At 70.3% G+C, this 12,638-nt stretch carries 13 protein-coding genes; 4 read left to right on the top strand and 9 right to left on the bottom strand.

Features of this window, described 5'->3' with window-relative positions:
* The first annotated feature begins 43 nt into the window (after positions 1–43).
* From QZ772_RS12120 to QZ772_RS12105, 4 genes are all read left to right on the top strand, one after another.
* Entirely contained in the window at positions 44–532 is a 489-nt protein-coding gene (locus tag QZ772_RS12120) for a glutathione peroxidase (protein ID WP_295526446.1), read from the top strand.
* 222 nt (positions 533–754) lie between these two features.
* On the top strand, positions 755–1,132 hold the full coding sequence (locus tag QZ772_RS12115; protein ID WP_295526442.1) for a DUF2946 family protein: 378 nt from the start codon (positions 755–757) through the stop codon (positions 1,130–1,132).
* Between the two features lie 258 nt (positions 1,133–1,390).
* Positions 1,391–3,637: a TonB-dependent receptor gene (locus QZ772_RS12110; RefSeq protein WP_295526639.1), complete on the top strand. Its 2,247-nt coding sequence runs from the start codon at positions 1,391–1,393 to the stop codon at positions 3,635–3,637.
* A gap of 28 nt (positions 3,638–3,665) precedes the next feature.
* Positions 3,666–4,556 (top strand): copper chaperone PCu(A)C, encoded by an 891-nt coding sequence (locus tag QZ772_RS12105; protein ID WP_295526440.1) that lies wholly within the window; start codon positions 3,666–3,668, stop codon positions 4,554–4,556.
* A 147-nt stretch (positions 4,557–4,703) separates the two neighbouring features.
* Here QZ772_RS12105 and QZ772_RS12100 read toward each other — a convergent pair whose 3' ends face one another.
* The 9 genes from QZ772_RS12100 to QZ772_RS12060 all read right to left on the bottom strand — a co-directional run.
* Complete coding sequence (locus tag QZ772_RS12100) at positions 4,704–5,072, bottom strand: HU family DNA-binding protein (RefSeq protein ID WP_017757950.1); 369 nt, start codon at positions 5,070–5,072, stop codon at positions 4,704–4,706.
* 221 nt (positions 5,073–5,293) lie between these two features.
* Positions 5,294–5,692 carry a carboxypeptidase regulatory-like domain-containing protein gene (locus QZ772_RS12095; RefSeq protein WP_295526438.1) on the bottom strand — a complete coding sequence of 133 codons (399 nt, stop codon included), beginning with the start codon at positions 5,690–5,692 and terminating at the stop codon, positions 5,294–5,296.
* Positions 5,693–5,801: 109 nt separating this feature from the next.
* Positions 5,802–7,034, bottom strand: a complete 1,233-nt coding sequence (glcF, locus tag QZ772_RS12090) for a glycolate oxidase subunit GlcF (protein WP_295526435.1) — start codon at positions 7,032–7,034, stop codon at positions 5,802–5,804.
* Positions 7,035–7,080: 46 nt separating this feature from the next.
* Positions 7,081–7,920: a YoaK family protein gene (locus tag QZ772_RS12085; RefSeq protein ID WP_295526432.1), complete on the bottom strand. Its 840-nt coding sequence runs from the start codon at positions 7,918–7,920 to the stop codon at positions 7,081–7,083.
* A 16-nt stretch (positions 7,921–7,936) separates the two neighbouring features.
* Entirely contained in the window at positions 7,937–9,040 is a 1,104-nt protein-coding gene (gene glcE / locus QZ772_RS12080; protein WP_295526429.1) for a glycolate oxidase subunit GlcE, read from the bottom strand.
* A gap of 61 nt (positions 9,041–9,101) precedes the next feature.
* Positions 9,102–10,061: an SMP-30/gluconolactonase/LRE family protein gene (locus tag QZ772_RS12075; protein ID WP_295526426.1), complete on the bottom strand. Its 960-nt coding sequence runs from the start codon at positions 10,059–10,061 to the stop codon at positions 9,102–9,104.
* A gap of 172 nt (positions 10,062–10,233) precedes the next feature.
* Positions 10,234–11,769, bottom strand: a complete 1,536-nt coding sequence (gene amt, locus QZ772_RS12070) for an ammonium transporter (protein ID WP_295526424.1) — start codon at positions 11,767–11,769, stop codon at positions 10,234–10,236.
* 36 nt (positions 11,770–11,805) lie between these two features.
* Positions 11,806–12,144, bottom strand: coding sequence for a P-II family nitrogen regulator (gene glnK / locus QZ772_RS12065; protein WP_017762018.1), 339 nt, complete (start codon positions 12,142–12,144; stop codon positions 11,806–11,808).
* A gap of 75 nt (positions 12,145–12,219) precedes the next feature.
* On the bottom strand, positions 12,220–12,638 hold a 419-nt coding region (locus tag QZ772_RS12060; protein WP_366510586.1), incomplete at its 5' end, for a TorF family putative porin.

Here is a 12,638-nt window from a genome sequence, read left to right as displayed (position 1 = left end):
CCACTGAACAGACGGACGACACGCACCGATTGAGGAGACCTGAATGACGACGCTTCATGATTTCGAGGTTCGCCGCCTGGACGGCACGGCGGTCTCGCTGGGCGAGTTCAGCGGCCAGGTGGTGCTGGTGGTCAACACAGCCAGCCAATGCGGCTTCACGCCGCAGTTGGGCGGGCTGGAGCAACTGCAGGCCCGCTTCAAGGACCGCGGCTTCGCGGTGCTGGGCTTTCCCTGCAACCAGTTCGGCGGTCAGGAGCCGGGCTCGGCCGAGGAGATCGGCAGCTTCTGCCAGCGCAACTATGGCGTGAGCTTTCCGATGATGGAGAAGATCGACGTCAACGGCGCGAACGCCGCACCGCTGTACCGGTGGCTCACCAGCGAGAAGCCGGGCCTGCTGGGCACGCAGGCCATCAAGTGGAACTTCACCAAGTTCCTGGTGGGGCGCGACGGGCAGGTGATCCGCCGCTACGCGCCGCTGGACAAGCCCGAGTCCATCGCGGCGGACATCGAGGCGGCGCTGGCTGCGGGCTGAGCTGGCAGGCTGGACGCGCGCGCCGTTCTGCCCTTCGACAGGCTCAGGGCGAACGGGGTTGAGAGCTCGGGGCGAACGGGGTTGAGGGCTCGGGGCGGACGGGTCGAGGGCTCAGGGCGAATGAGTTGAGACTTCGGGGCGCATGAGGTGAGGTCCGCTTACCCCCGGACAAAAAGTCCATCGTCCCGTGCAAGGCCGGATCCTAGAATCGACGGCTCCCCCATGCCCTTTTTCGCGCGCACCTTCCATCGTCTCGCCCGTGGCCTGCTCGGCCGCGTGGTGTTGCTGTGGTTCGCGCTGTCGATGGGTGCGGCCATCGCCTCGCCGCTGGTGCATCCGCAGGCGATGGAGCTGGTCTGCTCGGCCATGGGCGCCGTCAAGGTGGTCGTGAAGACTGACGACGGCGTGAAGGAGATGGGCGCCACGCACATGGACTGTCCCCTGTGCGTCTCGACCGGCGCCCCGCCGCCGCAGGCACCCCTGCTGCAACTGCCCCAGGCCCAGCCCCTGGGCGTGGCCGTGCAGCCCATCGAGGCCGCCCGCCTGGCGGCGGCCACCGCCGCGCCCCTGCCGGCGCGCGGGCCTCCGGCACTGCGCTGACCTGTCCCCTTCCCGTTCGCCCGCGGTGTTGACCGGCGGCGCGACGGCCCTGGCCCTGCGGGCCGGCCGTCCGACCGCTGCACGCCCGGCGCGAACCCGATCGACAGATCGCCGCGCCGTTCGCTCCGGATCGATTCCGGCATCGGCGGCGCGGCTGCCAAGCCCTTCATGAAACTCATCCCGTCACCGCGCGCCGCCCGGCGCGCCCGCATTTCGCGGCTGGCCCTGCACGCCGGCCTTTCACTGCCGCTTGCCGCGATGGCCCAGCAGTCCGACACCGCCGCGCCAGAGCGCGTCAAGTCGCTCGGCGTCGTGACCGTCACGGGCGGCCAGCCCACCTCGCTGCCGACGCAGATCCCCACCACCATCGAAGGCGTCACGCGCGAGGAGATCGCCACGCGCATCAATGCCACCGACAGCGAGGACGCGCTCAAGTACCTGCCCAGCCTGCTGGTGCGCAAGCGCTACATCGGCGACTACAACCACGCGATCCTCTCCACCCGCGCCTCGGGCACGGGCAACAGCGCGCGCTCGGCGGTGTATGCGGACGGCATCCTGCTGTCCAACTACCTGGGCAACGGCATCGCCAACGGCACCAACTTCGCACCGCGCTGGGGCCTGGTGTCGCCGGAGGAGATCGAGCGGGTGGACGTGATGTACGGCCCCTTCTCCGCCGCCTATCCCGGCAACTCGGCCGGTGCAGTGGTCGACTACGTGACACGCATGCCGACGACGCTCGAAGCGCATGTGAGCGCGGGCTACGCGTCGCAGCCCAACCAGCTCTACAACACCGACCAGAGCTTCAACAGCTGGCAGACCAGCGCCTCCATCGGCAGCCGCGCGGGCGACTGGTCGTGGTGGATCCACCTCAACCGCACCCGCAGCGAAGGCCAGCCGCTGACCTTCACCACGGCCACCGTCGCGTCGGGCACGCCCGGTCGTGCCGGCACGCCGGTCACGGGCTGGGTGGGCGGGCTCAACACCACCAACACGCCCTGGTACATCCTGGGCACGGGCACGGCCTACCAGACGGTGCAGGACCAGGCCAAGCTGAAGCTGGCCTACGACATCACGCCCACGCTGCGCGCCAGCTACACGCTGGGCTGGTGGCAGAACAGTTCGGAAGGCCGTCCGGCCAGTTACCTGACGGGACCCAACGGCCTGCCGGTGTACAGCGGCACGGTCAACATCCTCGGGCGCAGCTACGCGCTCGCGCCCACCGCCTTCCCCTTGACGAACGACGACCAGACACACCTGATGCACGGTCTGTCGCTCAAGAGCCGCACCGAGGGCGTGTTCGACTGGGAGCTCGCCGCCAGCCTGTACGACTACCGCAAGGACCAGCAGCGTGCGCCTACCGTCGCGCTGCCGCTGGCCGCCTATGGCGGTGCCGGCACGCTGCAGGACCAGGACGGCACCGGCTGGAACACGCTGGCCGCCAAGGGCACCTGGCACCCCCAGGGCCTGCAGGGCGCGCACATCGTGGACTTCGGCATCGGCCGCGATGCCTACAAGCTGGCCATCGCCAAGAACAACGTCGCCGGCAGCTGGATCGACGGGCCCATCAACCCGCTCTCGCTGGTCAGCAACGTGGGCGGCCGCACGCAGACCGTGAGCGCCTGGGTGCAGGACGCCTGGCGCTTCGCGCCGCGCTGGAAGGCCGTGCTCGGCCTGCGCTGGGAGGACTGGCAGGCCGACGACGGCCTGAGCGCCAGCGCCACCAGCACCCTGCGCTATGCCCGCCGCAGCGAGTCGCACCTCTCGCCCAAGGCCGCCCTCGCCTTCCAGGCGACCGACGACACGGTGATCAAGGCATCCGTGGGCCGCGCGGTGCGCTTTCCGACGGTGGGCGAGCTGTACGGCGCCACCAGTGGCACGCTGTCCTTCGTCAACGATCCCACGCTCAAGCCCGAGAAGTCGTGGACCGGCGAGCTCAGCGCCGAGAAGGACCTGGGCGACGGCCTGCTGCGTGCCACCCTGTTCCACGAGACCACGCGCGACGCGCTCTTCAGCCAGCTGGTGCCCGGCACCACCACCTCGCGCGTGCAGAACGTCGACAAGGTGCGCACCACCGGCGTGGAGCTGGCCTACACCGGCACCGATGTGCTGATGCGCGGGCTGGACCTGGGCGGCAGCCTGACCTTCGCCGACTCGCGCACCGTGGCCAATGCGGCCAATCCGGCAAGCGTGGGCAAGTGGCAGCCGCGCGTGCCGCGCTGGCGCTCCACTGTGTACGCCACCTACCGTCCCACCGACCGATGGTCCTTCACCGTGGCGGCGCGCTACAGCGGGCGCCAGTACTCCAACCTGGACAACAGCGACGTCAACGCCGATGCCTACTTCGGCGCCAGCAAGTACTTCACCGTCGACACCCGCGTGCGCTGGCAGATCGACCGGCACTTCTCGGCCGCCTTCGGCATCGACAACCTCAACAACGCCCAGTACTGGAACTTCCACCCCTACCCGCAGCGCACCTACACCGCGTCGCTGCAGTGGGACCTGTGATCCACCCCATCCTCCGAAGACCCGAACCATGAGCCGCTTCAATCGCCCTCTTCTCGCGCTCGCCCTGCTGGCCGGCACCGGCAGCAGCGCCTTCGCCCACGTCACGCTACCGCCCGGCGGCGCCACCGTCGGCACCGACTACGAGGCCGCCTTCCGCGTCGGCCATGCCTGCCAGGACGCCAAGCTCACCAACGCCCTCACCGTGCGCCTGCCGCAGGGCTTTGCGCTGAAGGACGTGCCCGCGCGCCCCGGCTGGACCATCGAGCAGACGCGCAGCGGCAGCGAAGCCGTGGTGCGCTGGACCGCCACCAGCGCGGCCACCGCCGTGCCCGCCGACCAGAAGACCGAATTCATCCTGCGCGGGCGTCTGCCCGACAAGCCGGGCCCGCTGTACTTCAAGGTGCTGCAGGGCTGCGACGTGGGCAGCAGCGACTGGGCCCAGCTGCCCACGGGCGCGGCCGACGAGAAGCTGCCCCTGCCCGCCGCGAAGCTCGACGTACTCCCGCGTGGTGTGGCCGCCGTGGACGTGCGTGACGGCTGGGCCCGCATGGCCGTGGCCGGCCAGAGCGGCACCGGCGCCTTCATGAAGCTGCAGGCGCCCTCGGGCGCGCGCCTGGTGGGCGCCAGCACGCCGGTCGCCGGCATCGCCGAGGTGCACGAAATGTCGATGCAGGGCGACCACATGCAGATGCGCGCCGTCGATGGGCTGACGCTGCCCGCGCGGCAGACCGTGGAGCTCAAGCCTGGCGGCCTGCATGTGATGTTGATGGACCTGAAGCAGCCGCTGCCCGTGGGCAGCACGCTGCCGCTGACGCTGCGCTTCAAGGACGCGCAGGGCAACGAGTCGACGCGCGAGGTGCAGCTGCCGGTGCGCGCCGCGCCAGCTGCTGCGACGGGCGGCGGCGGCCATCAGCACTGAGCGTGGTCGTATCTCCCCTCTCCCCTTGCGGGAGAGGGAGCAAATCAGAAAGGGAGGCGGCCTTGGACGAGGCGCGTCGCCAAAATCAAAGAGGCCCGAAGGGCCTCTTGTTCATTTCGCCGGCACCGCGAAGGTGCCGGGGCGCCATCAGGCCTTCTTGGCCTTCTTGGCGGCGGGCTTCTTGGCGGCCGGCTTGGCGGCGGCAGCCTTCTCGGCCTTGTCGGCCTTGCGCTTGGCGGCCTTGGGGTCCACGGCGGCCTTGAAGGCGGCGCCCGGCACGAACTTCGGCACCTTCTGGGCGGCGATCTTGATCTTCTCGCCGGCTTGCGGGTTGAAACCGGTGCGGGCGGCGCGGGCCACCTGCTTGAAGGTGCCGAAGCCCACCAGGGTCACGCTGTCGCCCTTCTTGACGGCGGTGACGATGCTGCTGGTGATGGTCTCCAGGATGCGGCCGGCTTCGGCCTTGGAGACGTCATGGGCAGAGGCGATCTTTTCGATGAATTCGAGACGGTTCAAGATTGGATTCCTAGAGTTGCTTCGATCTGCGCCGGGGCGGCCGCGCAGCGCGCGTCCCCGAGCGAGGCGCGAAGTGTAGTGGAGCCGCATGACGCCTTGCAGCGGCCTGCGCGAGTGCGTCGCGCCGAAACCCCACTCGTCAGCGGATCGACACGCTCCAGACCGGCGACGCGCGCCACGGCATCGGCGGCCCGTCGCCAGGGATCGGCCGCCGACCCCACTCAGAAGCGGAAGTCGGCCGTCTTCGGTCCGCCGCCCAGGGTCAGCTCACGGCGCTGGGTTCGGCCTTCGAAAGTGGCTTCCACCACGTAGGCGCCGGCGGGCAAGTCGACCAGGCAGACGGGGCCATCGGCACGCAGCGAGAGGCCGGATGCGCCCTGCGCCCCGCGGATCTCGACCGCCACTGAGGCGAGGTAGGCCCCATCGGCCCGCGCGAAGAGCAGCGACAGCGGATGCGACTTCATCGCCGAACGCATGGCGGTGGATTCGTCCGAACCGATGCCGCCGCAGACATAGCGGCCCTGGCCGGCCTCGGTCCACGGCGGCATCTGGGCAAGCGCCAGGCCCGCGGTGCAGGCGGCAGCGAGGGCGGCGGACATCAGGAATTGACGTGAAGGCATGAAGGTCTCCTGAAAAAATGGAGGAGATGCTGGCGTCGAAGCCGGCCGGCCGACTGTCGGACCGCAGCGCCCGCCAGCGTGCGGCGGCGCCGGAAAAAATTCGGCCCGCTCAGTCCGGCGACTGCAGCGCCTCGTCCAGCCACTCCACCCAGTGCCGCACCGGCAGCTCGGTGCCGGCCTGCAGATGGGTGATGCAACCGATATTGGCCGAGGCCACGGCCTCGGGCTGCAGCCGCTCCAGGTGGCCCAGCTTGCGTTCGCGCAGTTGCGTCGACAGTTCGGGCTGCAGCACTGAGTAGGTGCCGGCCGAGCCGCAGCAGAGGTGGCTTTCGGTCTGGGCCACGCGCACGTCGAAGCCCAGCGCGCGCAGGCCCGATTCGACGCCGCCGCGCAGCTTCTGGCCATGTTGCAGCGTGCAGGGCGGGTGGTAGGCGATGACGCCCTGCGGCGCCTTCACGCGCTCTCGCAGCAGCGGCACGAGGGCCGGCAGAAGCTCGCTCAGGTCGCGGGTGAGGCGCGAGACCTCGCGTGCCTTGTCGGCATAGGCCGCGTCGTGCGCCAGCGCATGGCCGTAGTCCTTCAGCGCGGCGCCGCAGCCCGAGGCATTGCTGACGATGGCCTCCACGCCGCCCGTCTGCAGCAGCGGCCACCACGCATCGATGTTGGCGCGCATCTGGTCCAGCGCGCCGGTCTGGTCGTCGAGGTGGAAGCGGATGGCGCCGCAGCAGCCGCCCGCCTGCGGCACCACGGCCTCGATGCCGGCCGCGTCGAGCACGCGGGCGGTGGCCGCATCGATGGACGGGGCCATCGCCGGCTGCACGCAACCCAGGGGCAGCAGCACCTTGCGCGCGTGGCTGGTGCGCGGCCAGGCGCCGGCGGGGCGGGGGGCGGGTACCTTGGCCTTGAGCGCCGGGGGCAGCAGGCCGCGCACGGCCTGGCCGAGCTTCATGGCGGGCCCGAACAGCGGTGAGTTCAGGCCCTCCTTGAGCAGCCAGCGCGTCGCGCGTTCGCCGGCCGGGCGCGCCACCTGCTCGTCCACGATCTTGCGGCCGATGTCCACCAGATGGCCATACTGCACGCCACTGGGGCAGGTGCTTTCGCAGTTGCGGCAGGTGAGGCAGCGGTCCAGGTGCTGCTGCGTGGCGCGCGTGGGCGTGCGGCCTTCGAGCACCTGCTTGATGAGGTAGATGCGCCCGCGCGGTCCGTCGAGCTCGTCGCCCAGCAGCTGGTAGGTGGGGCAGGTGGCGGTGCAGAAGCCGCAGTGCACGCACTTGCGCAGGATGGCCTCGGCCTCGCGGCCCTCGGGCGTGCCCTGGTACTGGGGGGAGAGTTCGGTCTGCATCGTGTCTCGTCGTGGGTGTCTGTCGTGGGACCGCGCGGCGCTGCGCTCAGGAAGGGGGCCGCTGCTGCTGCGGTGGCTCTGCGGCGGCGGAGGCGTGGTGCCTGCGCAGTCGCAGCCGGTGCAGCCAGCCGAAGGTCCACGCCCGCAGGGCCTGGTTGTGGCGCAGGTCGTCCAGGTACGGCGGCAGCGAGAGCCACAGCAGCAGCGCGGCCAGCGGCAGCACGCAGATGAAGCCCAGGTACTTGAAGCCGGTGGCCCCGGCCAGCCCACCCGTCACGAAGGCCAGGATCAGGCCGCCGAAGATGCGCACCCGCTCCAGGTTGGGCCGCACCCGCGTGGCATCGGTGCGCCGGCGGTTCCAGTACAGCGCCTTGCCCAGCTCGATGCCCAGGTCGGTGAAGTTGCCGGTCATGTGCGTGGTGCGGATCTTTCCGCCGGAGATCTTGGACGCCAGCGCGTTCTGCAGCCCCATGATGAAGGACAGCAGCAGCACCGTCAGCGGCACGGCGAAGGGCGTGTGCCAGCCCAGCGTGAGCGCACCCATGAGGCCGAAGGGCAGCATGAGCGCGGCCTCCAGCAGCAGCGGCAGCGCGTAGACATGGGCCAGCCGGTAGTGGCGGCCCCAGTTGATCTGGATGGCCGCGGTCGCCGCCCCGGCCAGGAAGGCCAGGATGGCGCCCAGCGCGCCCAGCAGCAGCGTCATGTCCCCCATCACCAGCGAATCGGCCACCTGCGAGGTGAAGCCGGTCATGTGCGAGGTGTAGCGGTGCAGCACCAGGAAGCCCCCGGCGTTGATGGCGCCGGCATTGAAGGCCAGCAGCAGGCCCAGCGCCCGGTTGGTCGACGGGGCGCGGTGGCGGCCGGTCAGGTGGCGCAGGCGGCGCATGAAGAAGTGGCGGGGCTCAGAGCCCGGCCACCAGCCGGCCCGGATTGAAGATGCCGACGGGATCGAAGGCGGCCTTGAGCGCGCGGTGGATGTCCATCAGCGCGGGCGCCAGCGGTGCGGGGTCAGCCCGTCGGCCCGCCGCGGGGCGGAAGGCGGCCGCCCAGCCACCGGCGGCGCGCACCGCCTCGGCCAGCTCCGCGGCACCGCCCGGCGGCACGGCGTACCAGCGCTGTGCGCCATGCCATTCGATCAACGGCGCGGCCAGGCCGGCGGCCGTCAGCATGGGCGCGGTCTGCGGCACGCTGGTGCGCCAGAGGTCCAGGCCCTGCGCCGCGGTCTCGGCAAAGAAGGCATTGCGCTGGTCGCGCAGGCTGCCCCAGAGGGCGTCGGCCGCATCGGGCGGCAGCACCTCGCCACCGAGCTGACGTCCCGCGGCCTGCACGGCGGCGACCGCACCGCGCAGCCGCAGGTGCAGCCGGCCGACCGTCGCGCCTGGCCCGGCCTGCCAGACGCTGGCATTCAGCGGCAGCGGTTGTCCGCCCCAGGCATTGAGCAGGCGCAGGGCTTCGGCCTGGCTGCAATCGAAGACGCGCGTGACCTCCGCAGGGGCCACGGGCAGCACCTTGAGGCTGAGTTCGGAGATCACACCCAACGTGCCCCAGGCGCCGGCCAGCACGCGCGAGACGTCATAGCCCGCCACGTTCTTCATCACCTGGCCGCCGAAGGTCAACAGTTCGCCCCGGCCGTTGACCAGGCTGGCCCCCAGCACATAGTCGCGCACCGAGCCGACGCTGGCGCGGGCCGGCCCGGCCAGTCCGGCCGACACCATGCCGCCCACGGTGCCACCTTCGCTGAAGTGCGGCGGCTCGAAGGGCAGGCACTGGCCGTGGGCCTGCAGCAGCGCCTCCAGCTCGGCCAGCGGCGTGCCGGCCTGCACGGTCACCACGAGTTCACTGGGCTCGTAGCTGGTGATGCCGGTCAGCGCGTCGAGCGCCAGCACTTCGCCATCGAGCGGCCCGCCGTGGAAATCCTTGGTGCCCGCGCCGCGCAGGCGCAAAGGACGCTTCTGGGCCGCCGCGGCGCGCACGCGCTCGGCGATCTGGGACTGGGCGGGGGTCATCCGCGGGATGGTACGTCAGGGTCTCTCTTGGACGTCTTGATTCGCACCGTCTCCTGACCTGTCAGTCCTCGAAAAAGGCGACGGGCCGGCCGGGTGCGTCCATGCGCCGCCAGAGCACCTGCCCGGCCATTGGCTGCCGTGCCAGCTCGTCGGCCGAGCGGCCCTTGCGGGCGGTGGTGACGAAGAGCGTGCACAGGTCGTCGCCCCCGAAGCAGGGCATGGTGGGGCAGCGCGCGGGCACCGGCAGCACGTCGGTGGTGCGGCCCTGCGCGTCCAGCGCCTGCAACTGGCCGCCCTCGAACATGGCCACCCAGTAGCGGCCATCGGCGTCCATCGTCGCGCCGTCCGGACGGCCGTCGTAGGGCTGATCCGAGCCGGGTGTCCACCCGGCCGGCTTGGGATCGAACTGGCGGAACAGGCGCTCGCCCGCCAGCCCGTGCGGCTCGGCCACCCAGTCGTACTGCCGCACGGCATGAGCGTTGGTGTCTGCCCAGTACACCCGCGACAGCTCGGGCACCAGCACCAGGCCGTTGGCGGTGATGGCCTCGCCGGCCATGCGCTGCACGCGGGGCGCGCCGCCGCCGCGGGCATCGATGCAATAGAGCGCAGCGATCGGCCGGTCCTTGGGCTCCTGCAGCGTGCCGGCCCACAGGCGCCCCTGCGGATCGCACTTGCCGTCGTTGAAGCGCATGGTGGCCGTGTCGTGGTCGAAGGCGGCGATGCACTGCAGCGCGCCGCCCCATTCGCGGGCGCGGTAGATGCCGTCGCGCAGTGCGATCACCAAGCCGCCACGGCGGGCGGGCGCCATGCAGCCCGGCTCCTGCGGCAAGGCCCAGCGCTCGACCACGGACGCGCCGCTGGCGATGTCGCCGCGCGTGCGCAGCGCTTGGCGCCCCGGGATGTCCAGCCAGTACAGCGCGCGTTCGTCCGGATGCCAGAAGGGCGACTCGCCCAGGGCGCAGTCGCTGTCCGGCAGGGCCGTCCAGCCCTGCGTGTCGGTGGGGAGGATGAGGTCAGGCATGCCCGGGATTATTGGGGGGCGAGGCACGGGGCACTGCAGGCGCCGGCCCCAAAAAAAATGGCCCGCTCATGCCGAAGCACTTGCGGGCCGAACATCCAAAGGAGACTCTCGCTAAAACATTCTTTGGTCCGTCACGCCGCCCTCGGTGGGGCACCGTGACGGCGGCGGTCGATCAGCGGTTGTAGGCCGTCTCGCCGTGGGCGGTGATGTCGAGGCCTTCGCGCTCTTCCTCTTCGCTCACACGCAGACCCACGGTCAGGTCGGCGATCTTGTAGGCGATGAAGGAGACCACGGCCGACCACACGACGGTCAGCAGCACACCCTTGAGCTGGATCCAGACCTGGGCGCCGATGCCGTTGGAGCCGACGGTGGCCGTGACCCAGTCGGTCACGAGGCCGGGGCCGCCGAGCGCCTGGGTGTTGAACACACCGGTCAGCAGGGCACCCACGATGCCGCCCACGCCGTGGACGCCGAACACGTCCAGCGAGTCGTCGGCGCCGAGCAGCCGCTTGAGGCCCGACACGCCCCACAGGCAGGCGAAGCCGGCGATGAAGCCCATGACGATGGCGCCCATCAGGCCCACGTTGCCGGCGGCCGGGGTGATGGCCACCAGGCCGGCGACGGCGCCGGAGGCGGCGCCCAGCATCGAGGCCTTGCCCTTGTGCAGCGCCTCACCCAGCGACCAGGCCAGCACGGCGGCGGCGGTGGCGGAGAAGGTGTTGATGAAGGCGAGCACGGCGCTGTTGCCGGCTTCCAGGGCCGAGCCGGCGTTGAAGCCGAACCAGCCCACCCACAGCAGCGAGGCACCGACCATGGTCAGCGTCAGCGAGTGCGGCGTGAAGGCTTCCTTGCCGAAGCCGATGCGCTTGCCGATCACATAGGCACCCACCAGGCCGGCGACGGCGGCGTTGATGTGCACCACGGTGCCGCCTGCGAAGTCCAGCGCGCCCCATTGCCAGATCAGACCGGCCTTGGCGTTGGTGGCATCCACCACGTCGGCGGCGGTGTAGGCGTCCGGACCCATCCAGAACCAGACCATGTGGGCCAGCGGGGTGTAGCTGAAGGTGAACCAGATCACCATGAACACCAGCACGCCGGAGAACTTGGCACGCTCGGCGAAGGCACCCACGATCAGGCAGCAGGTGATGCCGGCGAAGGTGGCCTGGAACGCGGCGAACAGCAGCTCGGGGATGTAGACGCCCTTGCTGAAGGTCGCGCCGGGCGCGAAGGCGCCGGTGGCCGGATCGAAGATGCCCTTCATGAACAGCCGGTCGAAGCCGCCGATGAAGGCATTGCCCTCGGTGAACGCCAGGCTGTAGCCATAGATGCACCAGAGCACGACGATCAGCGAGAAGGTGACGAACACCTGCATCAGCACGCTGAGCATGTTCTTGCTGCGCACCAGGCCGCCGTAGAACAGGGCCAAGCCGGGGACGGTCATCAGGATCACGAGCAGCGTGGACACCAGCATCCAGGCCACGTCGCCCTTGTCGATCTTGGGGGCGGGCGCGGCGGCAGCAGCGTCGGCCGGGGCCGCGGCGGGCGCCGCGGCAGCGGGAGCGGCCGGTGCGGCCGCTGCAGGGGCAGCGGCGGCCGGCGCGGACGCCGCCGGTGCCTCGGTGCTGGCGGCGGGCGCCTGCGCGAAGCTGGACACGCCAGCCGTGAGGACGCTCAGGCCGAGCGCCAGGGATACAAGGAACTTCTTCATCTTGGTCTTTCTTGTGCCTTCTTCTGCTGCGTCGGTTTAGAGCGCCTCGCGGCCGGTCTCACCCGTGCGGATGCGGACGACCTGCTCCAGGTTGAACACGAAGATCTTGCCGTCGCCGATCTTGCCGGTGCGCGCGGCGCTTTCCACGGCCTCGATGACGCGGTCGACCAGCTCGTCGGCGACCGCTGCCTCGATCTTGACCTTGGGCAGGAAGTCGACGACGTACTCGGCACCGCGGTAGAGCTCGGTGTGGCCCTTCTGGCGGCCGAAGCCCTTCACCTCGGTTACGGTGATGCCCTGCACGCCGATCGCGGAAAGGGCTTCGCGCACTTCGTCGAGCTTGAAGGGTTTGATGATGGCTGTGATCAGCTTCATGATTTCTCTCCTGTTGGATGAACCGGGCCGGGCGGCGGCCGCCGCCGAACCCACCTTTCGGCTGGCTGGCCGACCTCAGAAGGTCTTGGTCAGCGTGGCGATGAAGCGTGCCTTGTTGGGCGACTCGCTGTACGTGAAGGTGCCGGCGGGCAGCACGAGCTGGCCGGTGGTGGCCTGGTAGGCGTCCTTCTTGTTGGCACCGACGATGGCGCCGGTCAGGCTCAGGCCGCCGCCGAAGTCGTAGGTGGCGCCCACGTTGTAGTCCACGTAGCTCTTGTAGGGCGTGAAGCGGCGGATGTCGCTGGACAGGGCGGTGTAGCCCACCGAGGCCTTCAGCGTCACCTTGGGGAGGATTTCCTTGCTGTACGCGATGTTCAGGTAGCCGGTGCCGCGGCCCTTCCAGCCGGTGGTGCGGTTGCTGGCGAAGCCGAAGTAGTCCTTGGAGACGGTGCTGGAGTACTTGACGGTGAAGGCGCCGATGGTCTCGTCGCTCC

It is taken from the genome of uncultured Pseudacidovorax sp., assembly GCF_913773995.1.
Taxonomy (GTDB): Bacteria; Pseudomonadota; Gammaproteobacteria; order Burkholderiales; family Burkholderiaceae_C; genus Xenophilus.
This window is presented reverse-complemented; position numbering and strand designations above follow the sequence as displayed.

Excerpts from the sequence above, each read along its gene's own strand:
- QZ772_RS12105 (WP_295526440.1), top strand. The coding sequence starts at position 3,666 with ATGAGCCGCTTCAATCGCCCTCTTCTCGCGCTCGCCCTGCTGGCCGGC.
- amt (WP_295526424.1), bottom strand. The coding sequence starts at position 11,769 with ATGAAGAAGTTCCTTGTATCCCTGGCGCTCGGCCTGAGCGTCCTCACG.
- QZ772_RS12075 (WP_295526426.1), bottom strand. The coding sequence starts at position 10,061 with ATGCCTGACCTCATCCTCCCCACCGACACGCAGGGCTGGACGGCCCTG.
- glnK (WP_017762018.1), bottom strand. The coding sequence starts at position 12,144 with ATGAAGCTGATCACAGCCATCATCAAACCCTTCAAGCTCGACGAAGTG.
- QZ772_RS12120 (WP_295526446.1), top strand. The coding sequence starts at position 44 with ATGACGACGCTTCATGATTTCGAGGTTCGCCGCCTGGACGGCACGGCG.
- glcE (WP_295526429.1), bottom strand. The coding sequence starts at position 9,040 with ATGACCCCCGCCCAGTCCCAGATCGCCGAGCGCGTGCGCGCCGCGGCG.
- QZ772_RS12085 (WP_295526432.1), bottom strand. The coding sequence starts at position 7,920 with ATGCGCCGCCTGCGCCACCTGACCGGCCGCCACCGCGCCCCGTCGACC.
- glcF (WP_295526435.1), bottom strand. The coding sequence starts at position 7,034 with ATGCAGACCGAACTCTCCCCCCAGTACCAGGGCACGCCCGAGGGCCGC.
- QZ772_RS12095 (WP_295526438.1), bottom strand. The coding sequence starts at position 5,692 with ATGCCTTCACGTCAATTCCTGATGTCCGCCGCCCTCGCTGCCGCCTGC.
- QZ772_RS12110 (WP_295526639.1), top strand. The coding sequence starts at position 1,391 with ATGGCCCAGCAGTCCGACACCGCCGCGCCAGAGCGCGTCAAGTCGCTC.
- QZ772_RS12115 (WP_295526442.1), top strand. The coding sequence starts at position 755 with ATGCCCTTTTTCGCGCGCACCTTCCATCGTCTCGCCCGTGGCCTGCTC.